Source organism: Shewanella sp. Isolate7, from assembly GCF_022398425.1.
Classification (GTDB): Bacteria; Pseudomonadota; Gammaproteobacteria; order Enterobacterales; family Shewanellaceae; genus Shewanella.
Window position 1 is genome coordinate 23,185 of the sequence record NZ_JAKEVJ010000019.1, and the last position, 15,306, is coordinate 38,490.

Below are 15,306 nucleotides of genomic sequence, written 5' to 3' on the forward strand. Positions count from 1 at the left end.
AAGGCGCTGAAAAAGGGAGATTTATTATGCTTCACCACGGGGCACTCAGTATAATGTAACCAGACGCATGTTATTGATTCATTGTAACAGTTAAACGGGAGCCATGTGGGCGCTTTATCACTCTCAGGAAAAAGTTTAGTCGGCCGATTGATGCTGGCCTTCAGCCTACTGGCCCTGCTCTTACTTCTGCTGGTGAGCCTGGGCAGCATTTCCCTCTATTGGGTGAAGATTGCCGACCAATATCTCTATGAAGAGGCACTGCCCGCCTCTGAAGCCGCGCGTCAATTGATGCAGTCGGCCAATGTGCTGCAAGACAATGCCCAGGCACTGGAGCGGGTCGAGGAGGAGGCGGAGCGCGCCTTTATCGGCCGCAAGTTATCCATCGAGAGCGGCAACCTGCTCGGCGCCATCGCTCGTCTCAAGTCGCTGAATCTGCAAGGCGATAGCCACCTGGGGCCCAGGGCGGCGGAGATCATCCATGATCTCACTCAACTCGGGCATCAGGTGGGAGAGCGCCTGGCGATCGCCAAGCAGTTGAGGGGGGATGGCGAGGCCCTAGTGGATGCTTCCGGGCGGGCAATCGAACTGCTGGAGGCGGAACTGGCCGTAGTCGATTCGGCCGTGCTGGCCAAGTTGAGCCAGGCCTATCCCGAGGTTGCCGGCGCGACACAAAGCGGCTACCTGCTCGATACCATCATAGAGAAAGAGCTCGATATACAGGCGCGTCTCAATCGCGCCCTGGCCCTCATTCATCATCTGGCACTGGTGGGTCAGCTGCTGCAGTCGCCCGAGCAACATCTGGGCCTGACTAAGGTGCTGGTCAGCATGTCGCGGGTGGTGACTCAGCAGCCCGGCAGCGAATATCGATTGCAGCCGAGCGAGGCCCAGGGCGGTGCCCCAGGTAATGATGCCGTTAACGCATCAACCAGGGAGGCGAGCGGCGATCTGCTAGCCACTCAGCCCGATCTGATGCCGCTCGAGCTGCTCAAGGGGGTGGTGCGCGATCCGGTGCGGGCGGCCGAGTTGGCCCATGAGTTAGATATCTTGCGCGGCGTCGGCGATAAGCTCATGCTGCAGCGCCGTTATGCCAAGGTGCTTGCCTCTCAGACGGCCCAGCTACAGCGACTGAGCGATAAGCTGGGCCAGCTCAATAGCCTGGTGGACTCGGCCATGAAGGCTCAGCAAACCCAGGCGGAGCAGGCGAGAGGCGATTTTTTACGTCAACTCTTCTGGGCCAAGGCCGGACTCTGGGGCACGGGCCTTGTGATGTTGGTACTGATCCTGCTGGTGGTCTACCGGGTGATCTACAGGGGGATCGCGCTGAGGCTGCATGAGGCGACCGATGCCCTGGCACGCCTTAGCAAGGGGGATACTCAGGTGGCGCTCGATCCCCATGGGGATGACGAGTTGACCGCCATGGCCTCGGCCATCGATGCCTTTAAACAGAAGACAGATCATAATCAGCGTCTGCAGTCGGCATTGCAGGAGACGGCCGATGAGCTATCGGCTCACAAGGCGTCGCTGGAGACCACGGTACAGGAGCGAACCCAGGAGCTGGCTCAGGCCAATCGCCGCCTCGATGCCGAGGTGAAGGGCCATGCTCAGGCGAGACAGTTGGCCGAGTCGGCGGACAAGGCCAAGTCCCTCTTCTTGGCCACCATGAGCCATGAGATCCGCACTCCCCTCAACGGCCTGCTCGGCACCTTGACCCTGCTGGCCGAGTCATCCCTGCCGACGGCGCAGAAACAGATGCTCGCCCTGTCGCAGTACAGCGGCGCGCTGTTGCAGACGGTACTGAACGATATCCTCGATTTCTCCCGTCTGGAGCAGGGTAAGCTGACTAACGAGCTGCGACCCGTGGCCATCAACGAGCTGCTGGATGAGGTGGTGGCCATCATGCTTGCCGGTGCGGGCAACGCCGGCCTGTCGCTGCGCCTCGAGCGAGACCAGCTGCCCGAGTGGGTAAGCCTGGATGGCCCCAAGCTGCGTCAGGTGTTATTTAATCTGTTGGGCAACGCCATCAAGTTTACCCCGGAAGGGGAGATCCGTCTCAGGGTACATCGCCAGGGGGAGCGCATCCATTTCGCGGTGAGCGATACCGGCCTAGGGATCCCCGAGGAGGTTATGCCGCGCCTGTTTACCGCCTATAGCGCCCAGCCCAACCAGGGGCGTAGCCGGGGCACCGGCCTGGGACTGGCGATCAGCAAGGAGCTGGTCACCCTGATGGGGGCGAGCGATGAGGGACTCTGGGTAGAGACTGAGGTCAATAAGGGCAGTACCTTCGGTTTTAGCCTGCCGCTGATCGCCTGTGAGGCGCCGGCGCAGAGCACGACAGATATCGTCCCTCAGGTCGCGCCTAAGCGGGTGCTGGTGGTGGAAGATAATCAGGTCAATGCCATGGTGGCTCAGGGCTTCCTGGCTCATCTTGGTCATGAGGGGATATTGGCGCCGAGCTGCGCCGAGGCGGTGGCAGTTTTCGAGGATAAAGAAGCGGGTTTTGATGCCGTGATGCTGGATATTCAGCTTGCCGACGGTTCAGGTATAGATCTGCTGAACCGATTGCGTGCCAAGGCTGCCCCGGGTGTGCCCTTTGCCGCCTTTACCGCTCAGCTACAGCCTCAGGATCTTGAGCGTTATCGCGAGGTAGGCTTCGATGAGATCCTGGCTAAGCCATTGAACATGCAGGCCTTGATGCGCTGGCTGGGACGGGCATTGCAATCATCAAGCCCGCTATCAACAGCAACCAAAGCCACAGAAGTAATAGAAGCAACTGAAGTAATAGAAGTCGCTAACGTCACGGCGCAAGTCACAGAGAATGAAACGCCTAAGGCGTCGCAGCATGAGCCCCCTCTGCTGGATAGCAATCAGTTCCAGGCGGATCTCGACTGCCTCGGCAAGGCGGCGATGATCGAGATGCTTAGCCTCTACCTTAGCTCTAGCGAGGCGCAGCTGACGCAACTTGAGGCATTAGTGGACGCTGTGGCAACAGATAGCAAGAATGAGGCCTGTGGCAAGCTAGTGCACGGCCTCAAGGGCAGCAGCGCCAACATGGGCATGCTTAGGATGACACGGCGCTGCCAACAACTGGAACATCAGGCGCTGAAGGCATCTGATATTGCGGCGCTTAAACAGCTTTGGCGTGAGTCGGTTGCCGCCTTCGAGACGCGGCTAGCCCAGGCGGTTTAATCTGCTCTGCAGTGCCCCGCCGGGCGGGGAAATCTACTAGAGACCTGGATGAAATCTGCTACACTGCGCGCCTAATAGCGCGTCTAGAGCAAACTATTTGCAACCATTAGCAACCATTAGCAACCATTAGCAACCATAGTCAACCTAAGCGGGATCCTCACCTATGTTATTTTCTCAATTGTCTCTGCCGGCCCCTCTGCAACAGGCGCTAGAAGCGCTGGCGTTTCGCGAGGCGACTCAGATCCAGGCCGAGGCGATCCCCTTGGTGCTCGGCGGCGGGGATCTCATGGCATCGGCCCAGACGGGCACTGGCAAGACGGCGGCCTTCGCCTTACCTATCTTGGCGCACCTGCTTGAACAAGAAGGCGAGGGGACTTCCCCTGTTTCGCCAAAGGCGTTGGTGCTGGTGCCCACCCGAGAACTCGCAGTGCAGGTGCATCAGGGCATAGTGGCTCTCGCGCGTTTCACCTCGCTGTCGGCGGGACTGGTTTATGGCGGTGTCAGCATAGACGCTCAGTGTCAGCAGCTCGCCAAGGGGGTGGAGCTGATAGTGGCTACTCCTGGTCGCCTACTGGATCTGCACAGACGCGGCGCGGTTAAGCTGGATGCGATAGCGCATCTGGTGTTCGACGAGGCGGACCGCATGTTGGACATGGGCTTTGCCGATGAGATAGCCCAGCTGCTGGCCCTCTTGCCGAGTGAGCGTCAGACCCTGCTGTTTTCCGCCACCTTAGATGACAAGGTACTCGAGCTTAGTCATCGCTGGCTTAGCCAACCTAAACGCGTAGCGGTTAGTGCGCAAAACAGTGCCAGCAAGGACGTCGAGCAGAGGGTCTATGCGGTGGACAGCGAGCGTAAGTTTGCCCTCTTGTCGCACCTGATTAACAAGGGCGATTGGCAGCGGGTGTTGGTGTTTAGTCGCAAGAAGGTCGCCGCCGATAAACTGGCTGCGCGCCTGAGTGAGCAAGGCATAGCCGCCAAAGCGTTTCATGGGGATCTGGGTCAGGGCGCCCGCGAGCAGGTGCTAGGTGATTTCCGCAAAGGGGACGTCAAGGTGCTGGTGGCCACAGATGTGGCGGCGCGGGGGATAGATATCGAGTCTCTCGACTATGTGGTCAACTATGAGTTGCCCTATGTGGTGCAGGACTATGTGCATCGTATCGGCCGTACCGGCCGGGCGGGCAAACAAGGGGTTGCAGTCACCCTCTATTGCGAGGAGGATGCCTTGCTGCTGGAGGAGATTGAGGCGCTGCTGGATAAGCGTCTGCCTCAGCAATGGCTACCCGGTTTCGAGCCGGATCTTACCAAGGCGGACCCCAATCCCCGTCGCCATGGCAAGGCGGCGCAGAAACGCCGCGCCAAGCGGCGCGGCCAGGGCGGCAGACGCTAGTTGTCAGCCGTTAACGTTAATATCAGGGGTTAGGCCGAGAGCCCCTCACAATCCTGGCGTACCCAGGTTTGGGTAAGCCGGGCGAGGGCCTGATAGAAGCGGTCGCTGTCTCTGTCACTCACCCGCATGGCAAACTCGGGTAACCAGGCATCTAGGTACTGGGCGATAAAGGCCAGTTGGTCTTTATCATCCAGGCGAGTGGCCTGCTGGGCGACATAGGCCAAGATCACCGCAATATGGTCGGCGGGCTCGGGAAAGTCGCTCTGCACCTGCAGCTGGCTCTGCTTAAGCAGCGCCAGCATTTCCTGATGCTGGTCGCCGAAGAGCAAAGGCTGCTCTTCGTCTTCCTTAGGCGTCAGATAGAGGCTGGCATAGGGGTTGGCGCTCTGCTTGCCGCCCACCAGAAACAGGCCGCAAAAGTCGGCGGCAAGATTGAGCAGGGCGGGCTCATCCTCGAGGCCTGCCAGTACCTGCTGCAGGGTGTTAACCTCAGGTGCCAGCTCGGGATCGGTGGCGAGCAGGTCAAAGAAGGCCTGCGCCTCGCTGCTTTGCAGGCAGGTCAGGCGCTGATGATCTATCTCTTTGGCAAACAGATCCGACAGCAGGCGGTAGACTCTGGCTCGCGCCTGGTTTTGCGCTGTTTGGTTAATCGATGTTTGGTTCATCTTGTTTCTCCTTTGACCCGGCCCGCTTAGCGGCCGATCTCTATTGGACCGCTAAAGGCGCTGACTTCAGGCACCTTGCCGCTGAACTTCTCAAACTCCACCAGACAAGTGTAGGCGGCGCAGGCCTGTGCCAGCTTGGAACTGCCGATATCCTGAGTCAGGGTGTTGGGATCGCCATAACTACACAGGGCGCCTATCTCGTTGCCGCCTTGCTTGCTGCCATCCTTGCCGACCGGACCATACCAGGCGCCTTCGTGGATACGGATCACTCCCTGAGGGAAGCGGTTCGATACCCGGGCGCCCGCCAGTAGCTGCCCCCTGTCGTTGAAGACGCGAACCAGGTCGCCATCTTTGATGCCGCGAGCCTTGGCATCCAGCGGGTTGAGGTAGACAGGCTCACGCCCCTGAACCGTATAGGTTTCACGGTATTGCTCAGATTCACACATCTGTGAGTGCAGACGTTGATCCGGGTGACAAGACTGCATCCAGATGGGGTACTTGTCTGAGCCGGGGCCGCCGTGGCTGCGCTCGCTCTTCTCCATCCAGGTGGGGTGGCCAGGACAATCGTCATAGTTAAACTGGGCGATCTTACGGCTAAAGATCTCGATAAGGCTCGATGGTGTGCCCAGCGGGTTGATCTCGGGATCCTCTCTAAAATCGCTGTGACGTGTCCAAGGCTGGCCTTCACCGAAGTGCACATAACCTTGCTGCCAGAAGGTGTCGAAGTCAGGCATCTCGAACTTACCGGCGTTGGCCGCCTTACATTCGTCGTAGAGCTTTCTCAGCCAATCCATCTCGGTCAGGCCGCGGGTATATTGCTTCTCTTTACCCATGATTGCCGCGAAGCGGGTGAAGATCTCAAAGTCCGACAGGCTCTCGTACAGGGGCTCGACCATCTTCTGCATTGCCAGGACGCCGCGGTTGACATAGCTGCCGTACACGTCGATGTCGTTGCGCTCGAAGGTGGTACAGGCCGGTAGCACTATGTCAGAGAAGCGACAGGTAGCCGTCCAGTTCACGTCTATGGTGACCACACATTCCAGCTTGTGGAAGGCGCGCTTCATCTTGTTTCTGTCCTGATGGTGGTTCCAGGGGTTGTTGCCCGAGAACACCATCATCTTGATGTCCGGGTAGGTGACCTTGTTACCGTTGGCATCTATCGTCTTGCCCGGCTCCAAGATGGCGTCGATCCAGCGCGCAACAGGGATAGTGCTGCTGGCACCCTTGAAGTCACTGCTGTCAAACAGAGGCTTTTGGCCCTCATCCAAGTTACGCGGGAAGGCGCCAGGCGCCGCCGCACCCGACGAAGGTACGCCTATGCTGGAGTAGTGGTGGCCGTAGCTGATGCCGCCGCCGGGCAGGCCGATTTGGCCTATCATGGTGGCCAGTACCGCCGCCATCCAGTATGGCTGCTCGCCGTGTTGTTGGCGCTGAATACACCAGCCCATCATGAGTTGGGTGCGGCCCTTAGTCATCACCTTGGCTAGATCTTTGATGATCTCGACGCTGACGCCGGTGATCTTGCTGGCCCACTCAGGCGTCTTGGCGATGCCATCTTTCTCACCCATGAGGTACGGCAGGAACTCATCGAAGCCCAGGCTGTAGCCGTCGATGAAGGCCTTGTCGTGTAGCGCTTGAGTTACCATCTCGTGGGCGATACCCAGCATCAGGGCCACGTCTGTCTGTGGGTTGATATAGAGCTGCTCACAGCCAAGGTACTTCTGGGTCTTGGTGACCACGGGATCTATGCTGATCACCCTGATCTTCCCCTGAGCCACCTTTTCCTTGAGCTGCGCCAGATAGGCGTACGACTCGTGGGTCTCGGCGTTCCAGCCCACCTGCAGGTTCTTATAGGGGTCGTTCGACCAGAGGATGATGGTGTTGCTGTGCTCGAGGATCAGCGGCCAGGAGGTGCCTTGGGCGTAGACCTCGGTCGAGCCGAGCACGTAGGGCAGAATCGTCTGACCGGCGCCGGTGGAGTAGTCGCCGACCTTCTTGACGAAGTTACCGTGCATTCCTACCGCGCGCTGCATATGGCTGGTGGAGGAGTGCAGCTGACCCGTGGCGCGCCAGCCGGTCTGGCCCGCGTGTAGCCCAGATGGACCATACTTGGTCTGAACATCATCTAATGAGTCCTTAAACAGCGACAGCGCCTTGTCCCAGGTGACACGCACGAAACGATAGTCGCCGCGCTCCTGGGTATTGCTCTTGTGACCCTTGAGCAGGAAGTCGAGGCGCACCATAGGGTAGCGTACCCGCGACGGGTTATAGACTAGGCCCTTTACCCCGTTAATCATGTCGGTTGGGTATTTATCTAGGTCGAAAGGAATCACCTGATCGATGACGCCGTTCTTGCGGGTCATCTTAAAGGCGCCGAAATGGGAGCCGGTAGTTTTCCACACCTTATCGGTTCTGGTGCTAGCCAGGGCGTTGAGCGGTGCCAACAGTGACGAGCCGCTTAGGGTGACATAGGAGCTGGCGGCGAGGCCTTTTAGAAAATCTCTTCTGTTCATGATGCTATCCTGTTAGTGCGCTGACTTGTCGAAAGTAGATGAATGTTCTTGCAGGTACTTCTGCACTAATGCCTGGGTGTCCTGGTCCATGTTGACGAAGGCGATCATTCCCTGAAACATGCCAGGCCAGGTGTTGGCGTCAAAGTGCGCCTCGTCGGGCTGGGTGTGACACACGCTACAGCTACTGGAATAGGTGTCGCGGGCGTAGTCCCATAGCGGCTGCAGGTCTTTCACCAGATAGTCGCCATCCACCCAGATCTTGGCCTCGACGCGCTGCCAGGTCAGGCCGGTGAGGGGATCTTGCTGCTCTTCGAACACTTCCATGACGCCTGGCTCTAAGGCGGCATCTTTCGAGAGCTGCGCCGAGAGGATGTTCATGCCGAAATCGAAGTAGATCACTCGGCCTGCGCCTATCTTCTTGCGCCAGCCGTCGATGCCCACCTTGGCACGTTGGCCCTTGAGCTCAAGCACCTTTATCTTAGTGGCAATGTTGAGGGTGCCTGCCTCGACATCGGTCTTCTCGTTGAAGAACAGTGGCTTGGTCAGGGCGCTGAAGTAGTTCTCACCGATAACCAGGCTGCTCTCGCCAGACCCCACCTGGGCGATAAGCTCAGGGGCGCGTGAGGTACCCATGTCGGGCAGCTTGTGGGCGATACCCTTGTGGCAGTCGATGCAGCTCTGATCCAGCTCGGCGGCACGCTTCATCTGTTTCTGGGCCAACTTGGACATCTCGTCCCACTTCATCGAGTCGTAGTTGTGGCAGTTCTTACAGGCCAGTGAGTTGTCGCGATCGAAACGTTTCCATTCGCGGCTCGCCATCTCCAGACGCTTGGCCTCGAACTTCTCTTCTGTGTTCACAGTCTGTAGCAGCCAACCCCACATGTCGTGAGAGGCCTCTATCTTGCGGCCAATCTTGCGGCTCCAGTTGTGGGGCACGTGGCAGTCGGGGCAGGTGGCGCGTACACCGGAGTGATTAGACCAATGCACAGTCTCTTGCAGCTCCTTGTAGGGCGTGCTCTCCATGCTGTGACAGCTGATACAGAAGGCTTCGGTATTGGTCGCCTCGAGGGCAGTGTTAAAGCCGCCCCAAAAGATGATGCCCATCAGGAAGGCTGACAGGCTGATGGCGCCCAGGGTAAGGGTCTTGGCGGGTTTGTTGAGGGTACGCCAAAGGGTGATAAACCACTTCATAGCAACATCCTTTCTCGAGTTTAGTAATGGGTTAATGGGCGACGACGCCGCTGAATGCCTGGATCATCCAGATGATGAAGCCATAGGCGCTGATGCCGGTGACGGTCAGGATCGGGAAGAGCAGCAATATGATGAAGCCAAGGGCTTTGAGCTCTCTGGACTTATCCTGATCTCGCGTTTGGTTTATTGGGTGTGATGGCATGACAGACTCTCTTAGTTGATCTTTGTCTATGCCTGCATGGTAGAGAAGGGATGTGAATAGGGGTGATGCCTGGCATGAACCAAGAGTGACAAGTTATGAAAAAATATGAATGAAATGCGGTTGTATGATTTGCCTGGTTTTTTATCCGTATTAACCACTTGATAATAAACAAGATAACTTAATGTCCTAGGTGGCGGATGCTAGATTGAACTAGGACCTTGGATTCGAAAAAGGAAGCCTTGGCGAAACTTGTACAAAAGTTTGGCGAATTGTTAGCTTGCTCTGGTTTATGCCACTCTCTTTGCTGTAGAATGCGCCGCCAACAAAGGCTGTGTTATGGGTAAGTGTTTGCTTACCTTAAAAGGTCGGTATCTCCATGGTTACCGATTTGCAGGTCACGTTAGGGTACACCAATAAGTACTCAGTGGATCTCTCACCCACAGACATATGTCGTGGGGCTCTAACTTGCCACAGCCTTCCAAATTAAGAGATCAAAAAAGGTAACTACTATGAAGTCTGAACAGACTCTCGCTGCACCCGCTGTACCTGCAAGCTCCCTGCTTGACCGTTATTTTTCCATTACCGCCCGTGGTAGTACGCTGCGCCAAGAGGTGATAGCCGGCCTTACCACCTTCCTCGCCATGGTCTACTCGGTGATCGTGGTGCCTAACATGTTGGGCGCCGCCGGTTTCGACCCGGGTGCCGTCTTCGTGGCCACCTGTCTCATCGCCGCCTTTGGCTCGCTCTTGATGGGACTCTGGGCCAACCTGCCGATGGCGATTGGCTGTGCCATCTCGCTCACCGCCTTTACCGCCTTTAGCATGGTGCTGGGCCAAGGGATCTCTATTCCTGTGACCCTGGGGGCCATCTTCCTCATGGGCGTGGTCTTTACTCTGGTAAGTGTGACCGGCATACGTCAGTGGGTACTGACCAACCTGCCTAAGGGGATCGCCCACGGTACCGGCATAGGTATCGGCCTGTTCCTGCTGCTGATCGCCACCAACAGCGTGCACCTGATTGTCGCCAACGACACGGGCTTACCGGTGAAGCTCGGCGATATCCATAGCCTGCCTGTGCTGGCGACCGTTATCGGCCTGGCGGCCACCATTGGCCTTGAGCGCCGCGGTGTGCCTGGTGGTATCTTGCTGGTGATCATCGCGCTTTCCGTGTTTGGCCTGGCGTTTGATCCAAGCGTGACCTATCAGGGCCTATTTGCCCTGCCGGATTTGATGTCTGACAAGTCGCTCATCGGTCAGCTGGATATCATGGGCGCGCTTAATCCTGTGGTGCTGCCTATCGTGCTGGCCTTGGTGATGACGGCGATTTTCGATGCCACGGGCACCATACGTGCGGTAGCCGGTCAGGCGGAACTGCTGGATGAGAAAGACAATATCGTCGGCGGCGGAAAGGCGCTGACTTCAGATTCGGTGAGCAGCATCTTCGCAGGCACAGTCGGCGGTGCGCCGGCGGCCGTGTATATCGAGTCGGCGGCGGGTACCGCGGCCGGTGGTAAGACGGGCCTGACTGCCACCATAGTCGGTGTCCTCTTCCTGTTGATGGTGTTCCTTGCACCGCTAAGCTACCTGGTGCCAGCCTATGCTACCGCGCCTGCGCTCATGTATGTGGGCCTCTTGATGCTGAGCAATGTGACCAAGCTGAACTTCGACGACAAGGTCGATGCCATGGCGGGCCTGACCTGCGCCGTGTTCATCATCTTAAGCTGTAATATCGTTACCGGTATCATGCTGGGCTTCGTCACCTTAGTGATTGGTCGTCTGGCCAGCGGTGAGTGGCGCGCGCTGAAACCCGGTGTGTTAGCCATCACTATCGGTCTGGTGGTCTTCTACATGGGCGGCTGGGCTATCTAGAAAGTACCTACTCAGCAGCTTTGAGCTGCCGCTCAAATAATACAAACCCAGGTCATTTGACCTGGGTTTGTCGTTTTAAGGTTGTCGTTCGAGGTCGTTAAGCAAGGCATTTTACAAAACTGGCGAGCACTATTCCTGTTGGGGAACCAGCTCATCCTGACTGAAGGCCCGCAGCAGATCTTTCCAGGTGATGATGCCCACTATCTTGTTCAAGACCATCACAGGCAGGCAGCCTATGTCGTGTGCCAGCATGAGTTGGCTGGCGGTCTTGATGTCGGCCTCGGGGGCTATGGTGATGGGATCACGGCTCATTACCTGATGGGCGCGGCGGTGCAGGGTGTCGCTGTCGCGCTCGGTCTCGCCTATGCTGCCGATGTGTGGGCTGAGGGTGCGCAGATAGTCGCGCTCGGACAGCACTCCCTGCAAGCTGTCGTTTTCGACCACCAGCAGGTGATGAAAGGGGGCGCTGTCAAAGATCTCTTTGACTATGGTGAGCCTGTCATCCATATCTATGGTGACGACCCTGGTACTCATGATCTCCGATACCCGAATTTCCATGGCGACTCCTGAGACTTAGGGGAATGCTGAGTTTTGTATGTTTCTCAGTAACTTTGGTGAAGTATCACCTGTTTCCAGTTATAACAGATAAATGAATGTTCAACAAATGACCATCTAAATTTCACATAAATGTCATGAGCTTGCCTTTTAATGGCAGGGTTTATCTTCGCATCAGGGCAAAAAGATGAAATCGATGCCACTGGCTTATCGGGCCGAACCTCTTTACTCAGATTCCAATTTATTGGCGCTTGGTTATTCCGAGCCGAGCCAAACTGATTCGAGTCATGCTAGTTTAAATAAGGCGAATTTAAACCAGGCTGATCTGAGTCAGCATAAGGCGGTGCGTTACTGCCGTGAGCTGATGCGCCGCCCCTCCATTACCCCAGACGATGCCGGGTGTCAGCGGTGGCTAGGGGTAAAGCTTGAGGCCATGGGGTTTGTGGTGAGCCACTATCAGGATTATGGGGTAAGCAATCTGCTGGCATCCTTGGACGAGCGTCCGGCGTTGCTGGCACTGGCCGGCCACACGGATGTGGTCCCGCCTGGCGATCTGAGTCGCTGGCAGACGCCGCCCTTTGCCGCCACCTTGATGGGCGAAACCTTGATAGGTCGCGGCGCGGTCGATATGAAATCTGGGCTGGCGGTGATGCTGGCGGCGGTTGAGGATCATATCGCTTGTTATGGCCTACCCAAGGCCAATTGGCAGTTTATCGTCACCAGCGACGAAGAGGGCGAGGCCGAGTTTGGTACCCGCGCCCTGGTAGAGCGCCTGGCGGCCGCGCAGCGTCTACCTAAATACTGTGTGGTGGCCGAGCCGACCGCCGATAAACAGGCAGGGGATGTGATTAAGATTGGCCGCCGCGGCGCCATCTCGGCCCGGCTGCAACTCAAAGGGAAACAGGGCCATGTGGCCTATCCTAAGAATGCCGTCAACGCCCTGCACATGGCGGCGCGGGTGATGCAGGCATTGGAGGCCCTTAGCTGGGATGAGGGCAGCGATGACTTTCCCGGCACCAGTTTACAGGTCACCCATGTGGATTCGGGCAGCTTTACCGACAATATCGTGCCGGGCAGCTGTGAGATCTGTTTTAACATCCGCTACAGCTATCGTTACAGCGAGGCGGGGATTATCGAGCGGATCCAAAGCTGTCTCGATGCATTGGCTTTAGGCAAGGATGCCATTAACTTGCGCTGGGAGCGCGGCTGTACTCCCTATCATACCCAGGAAAATGACCAGCAGAGCCTGATCGCCCAGGTGGAGGCGGCGATTTTCGAGGTGACCGCCAGCTTTCCCCGTCTATCCACCTCGGGCGGCACCTCGGATGGGCGCTTCCTGTCATCCCACCAGACTCAGGTGATCGAACTTGGGTTACCTAACCACAGCATACATCAGGTCAACGAGCGGGTGGGGCTGGCGCAGATAGTACGCCTGTATCAGATCTATCGCGCCCTGCTGATGCGCTTTCACCGCTAATCACTAAGGGAAGGTGCGAACAAGTCGTCGCACAGCTCTGGCTTTGATAGCAGTGACAGTTCAAGGCATTCAACTGAGGGCATGCCGAGGCCTGCTGAAGTTGAATAACGCCGAAATGGTGTTGCTATCAAAGCCCCGCAGGGCGAGGCTTACAGCGGTATTTGCTGCGTTACAGTTCTTGCGAAGGACTAGGGCCATTCGCTGCAAACTGTGCCTAGCATCTATCCACTTTAAGCACACGCAGAGCAAGCACGGGACTTATTCGCACCTTCCTAAGCACTAAGCACTAAGTACCAAGCAATCTTGCGAGGCTACTAAGACAGTCACTTAGCTCACCATTTAGCTCGCCACTTACATCACCACCTAAGCGCTCAAATTAAGGCGGCAAAAAAGACGCCTCAGGGCGTCTTTTGGTTTATGCAATCTGTAACAGCTATTGGGTTACTTTAACTGGCTACTTTAACTGACTATTTCAATTGGCTATCTTCGCCGCCGGTGTTGAGCTCGGGCAGGTGGCAGTCGATGTAGCGGGCACGCTTCTTCGCCTTGAGCTTGTGGGTGTCGACCAGGACCAGGCCGTCGATGCAGTCGCCAAATTCGGCGTCTATGCCAAAGTCGAGGAAGCTTACGCCCAGGCCATCGCACAGCTCGCCATATTGCTTATACAGGGCGGGAACCGCCGCGCCCATGCTGGCGAGTGCCTGCTTGAGCTGCTTAAACTCCGCCTGATAGTCTTCACCGGGGAACAGGGCATCGAGCCGCTCGTGTTGCTCAGGTGTAAAGCTGTAGCGGCTGTTGGCGTGTGCCAGCTCCTGAACCGGGCAGAAGTGGGTCTGATAGAAGTAGACCAACATCGCCTTGGCCTGCTCCGGCAGGGCGTCGCTGATGGAAACAGGGCCGAACAGGTAGCGATATTGTGGGTGTTTAGCGAGGAAGGCGCCTATGCCGAACCAGAGATAGTCCAGGCTGCGCTTGCCCCAATATTTAGGCTGCACGAAGCTGCGCCCCAGCTCCAGCCCCTGCTCGAAATAGGGGGCGAACTCGTCGCGGTACTGAAACAACGACTGGCTGTAGAGGCCTTTAGCCTCATCCTGGTAGAGGTGCTTGGCACTGGCGAAGCGGTAGGCGCCGACAATCTCCAGCGCCTTGTGGTCCCAGAGCACCAGATGCAGATAGTCGGCGTCGTACTTGTCTGTGTCGCGGCGCTTGCCGCTGCCTTCGCCCACGGCGCGAAAGGCGATCTCCCTCAGCCTGCCAATCTCGCGCATGATGGGGTTGCTCTGCTTGTGGCGATAGAGATAGATAAGCTTCTCGTCGTGGGTCTGACCGAGCAGTTCGCACTGGGACAGGGCCTCGATCAGGTCGCTGCGGGACTCGGGGTGGGCGATGGCATTCTGGGTCTTAAACAGGGGGCTGCAATTCTTGCCGATACGGTACAGGTGGTTCTTGAGCAGCTTTACCTGGGTCTTTAGCGGGAAATCGCTGCTGGCCACCACCTCCTTGGGGATCAGCTGACCTATGCGCAGGGGCATGGTGCGCTTGGCCTGCTTAAACATCTCCTTGACCAACAGCAGGCTGGCCAGGGGCTTGTAGATCATCGAGGCGCCGTAGAAGGTGGCCGAGTTTTTGGCGTCGGCAAACATGGGCAGTAGCGGCGCCTGACAGGCCTTGGCGATCTTCAAAAAGCCGCTGTGCCAGTGCAGATCCCGTACGCCATTGGGGCGCAGACGCGACACCTCGCCAGAAGGGAAGATCAGCACGGCGCCTTCGCTCTTGAGGTGCTGGTGGATCTTCTCCAGATGCTGTTTGGGGGTGCCGCCTGTCATGTTGCGTACGGGCAGCAGGATGGAGTGCAGCGGCTCAAGGGCCATCAACAGCTCGTTGGCCACCACCTTGATATCCGGACGCACCTTGCTGATCAGCTTGATCATCGCCAGGGCATCGAGGGAGCCGATGGGATGATTGGCGTAGATCACCACCCGTCCCTCGCTGGGGATATTCTCGACCTCGGTGCTGGGCACGCTATAGGTGAAGTTGAAACTGGCCAGTACCTGTTCGATAAAGTCTACGCCCTCGAGGTAATCGAACTCCTGAGTGATGGCATGGCACTCTTTCTCCATCAGGAAATAGCGCAGCAGTGCCTTGGTGGGGGTCGCCAGCCAGGGGCTCTGATTGAGCTTGGGCAGGTTGTTGGCAACCACATCGTCTACGGTAAAAATCATCTTTTGCATGGGATCTGCTCGCTGTGTAGGGGTTGGT

At 57.4% G+C, this 15,306-nt stretch carries 10 protein-coding genes; 4 read left to right on the top strand and 6 right to left on the bottom strand.

Going from position 1 to position 15,306, the window contains the following annotated elements; genetic code table 11:
* Positions 1-105 precede the first annotated feature (105 nt).
* Positions 106-3,186 (top strand): TMAO reductase system sensor histidine kinase/response regulator TorS, encoded by a 3,081-nt coding sequence (gene torS, locus L1D47_RS06650; RefSeq protein WP_345778758.1) that lies wholly within the window; start codon positions 106-108, stop codon positions 3,184-3,186.
* 163 nt (positions 3,187-3,349) lie between these two features.
* Entirely contained in the window at positions 3,350-4,576 is a 1,227-nt protein-coding gene (locus L1D47_RS06655) for a DEAD/DEAH box helicase (protein WP_239883300.1), read from the top strand.
* A 29-nt stretch (positions 4,577-4,605) separates the two neighbouring features.
* Here the strand turns inward: L1D47_RS06655 and torD are convergent, their stop codons facing one another.
* From torD to torE, 4 genes are read right to left on the bottom strand one after another with little or no spacing between them, the layout of a single operon-like run.
* Positions 4,606-5,241 carry a molecular chaperone TorD gene (gene torD, locus L1D47_RS06660; protein WP_239883302.1) on the bottom strand — a complete coding sequence of 212 codons (636 nt, stop codon included), beginning with the start codon at positions 5,239-5,241 and terminating at the stop codon, positions 4,606-4,608.
* A 26-nt stretch (positions 5,242-5,267) separates the two neighbouring features.
* Positions 5,268-7,754 (bottom strand): trimethylamine-N-oxide reductase TorA, encoded by a 2,487-nt coding sequence (gene torA, locus L1D47_RS06665; RefSeq protein WP_239883304.1) that lies wholly within the window; start codon positions 7,752-7,754, stop codon positions 5,268-5,270.
* A gap of 12 nt (positions 7,755-7,766) precedes the next feature.
* Positions 7,767-8,945, bottom strand: coding sequence for a pentaheme c-type cytochrome TorC (torC, locus tag L1D47_RS06670; RefSeq protein ID WP_239883315.1), 1,179 nt, complete (start codon positions 8,943-8,945; stop codon positions 7,767-7,769).
* 31 nt (positions 8,946-8,976) lie between these two features.
* The gene (gene torE / locus L1D47_RS06675) at positions 8,977-9,147 is read right to left on the bottom strand and encodes a trimethylamine N-oxide reductase system protein TorE (RefSeq protein WP_239883317.1); all 171 of its coding nucleotides are present in this window, start codon (positions 9,145-9,147) and stop codon (positions 8,977-8,979) included.
* A 509-nt stretch (positions 9,148-9,656) separates the two neighbouring features.
* On the opposite strand from torE, the gene L1D47_RS06680 reads away from it, so the two are divergent.
* The gene (locus L1D47_RS06680; RefSeq protein WP_041509127.1) at positions 9,657-11,015 is read left to right on the top strand and encodes an NCS2 family permease; all 1,359 of its coding nucleotides are present in this window, start codon (positions 9,657-9,659) and stop codon (positions 11,013-11,015) included.
* A gap of 129 nt (positions 11,016-11,144) precedes the next feature.
* Here the strand turns inward: L1D47_RS06680 and L1D47_RS06685 are convergent, their stop codons facing one another.
* Positions 11,145-11,573, bottom strand: coding sequence for a CBS domain-containing protein (locus L1D47_RS06685; RefSeq protein WP_239883319.1), 429 nt, complete (start codon positions 11,571-11,573; stop codon positions 11,145-11,147).
* A 184-nt stretch (positions 11,574-11,757) separates the two neighbouring features.
* Between L1D47_RS06685 and dapE the strand changes: the two genes are divergently transcribed.
* The gene (gene dapE, locus L1D47_RS06690; RefSeq protein ID WP_239883329.1) at positions 11,758-13,047 is read left to right on the top strand and encodes a succinyl-diaminopimelate desuccinylase; all 1,290 of its coding nucleotides are present in this window, start codon (positions 11,758-11,760) and stop codon (positions 13,045-13,047) included.
* A 467-nt stretch (positions 13,048-13,514) separates the two neighbouring features.
* Here the strand turns inward: dapE and L1D47_RS06695 are convergent, their stop codons facing one another.
* Positions 13,515-15,278 (bottom strand): GNAT family N-acyltransferase, encoded by a 1,764-nt coding sequence (locus L1D47_RS06695; protein WP_239883331.1) that lies wholly within the window; start codon positions 15,276-15,278, stop codon positions 13,515-13,517.
* Positions 15,279-15,306 lie beyond the last annotated feature (28 nt).

Excerpts from the sequence above, each read along its gene's own strand:
- L1D47_RS06655 (WP_239883300.1), top strand. The coding sequence starts at position 3,350 with ATGTTATTTTCTCAATTGTCTCTGCCGGCCCCTCTGCAACAGGCGCTA.
- torD (WP_239883302.1), bottom strand. The coding sequence starts at position 5,241 with ATGAACCAAACATCGATTAACCAAACAGCGCAAAACCAGGCGCGAGCC.
- torA (WP_239883304.1), bottom strand. The coding sequence starts at position 7,754 with ATGAACAGAAGAGATTTTCTAAAAGGCCTCGCCGCCAGCTCCTATGTC.
- torC (WP_239883315.1), bottom strand. The coding sequence starts at position 8,945 with ATGAAGTGGTTTATCACCCTTTGGCGTACCCTCAACAAACCCGCCAAG.
- torE (WP_239883317.1), bottom strand. The coding sequence starts at position 9,147 with ATGCCATCACACCCAATAAACCAAACGCGAGATCAGGATAAGTCCAGA.
- L1D47_RS06680 (WP_041509127.1), top strand. The coding sequence starts at position 9,657 with ATGAAGTCTGAACAGACTCTCGCTGCACCCGCTGTACCTGCAAGCTCC.
- L1D47_RS06685 (WP_239883319.1), bottom strand. The coding sequence starts at position 11,573 with ATGGAAATTCGGGTATCGGAGATCATGAGTACCAGGGTCGTCACCATA.
- dapE (WP_239883329.1), top strand. The coding sequence starts at position 11,758 with ATGAAATCGATGCCACTGGCTTATCGGGCCGAACCTCTTTACTCAGAT.
- L1D47_RS06695 (WP_239883331.1), bottom strand. The coding sequence starts at position 15,278 with ATGCAAAAGATGATTTTTACCGTAGACGATGTGGTTGCCAACAACCTG.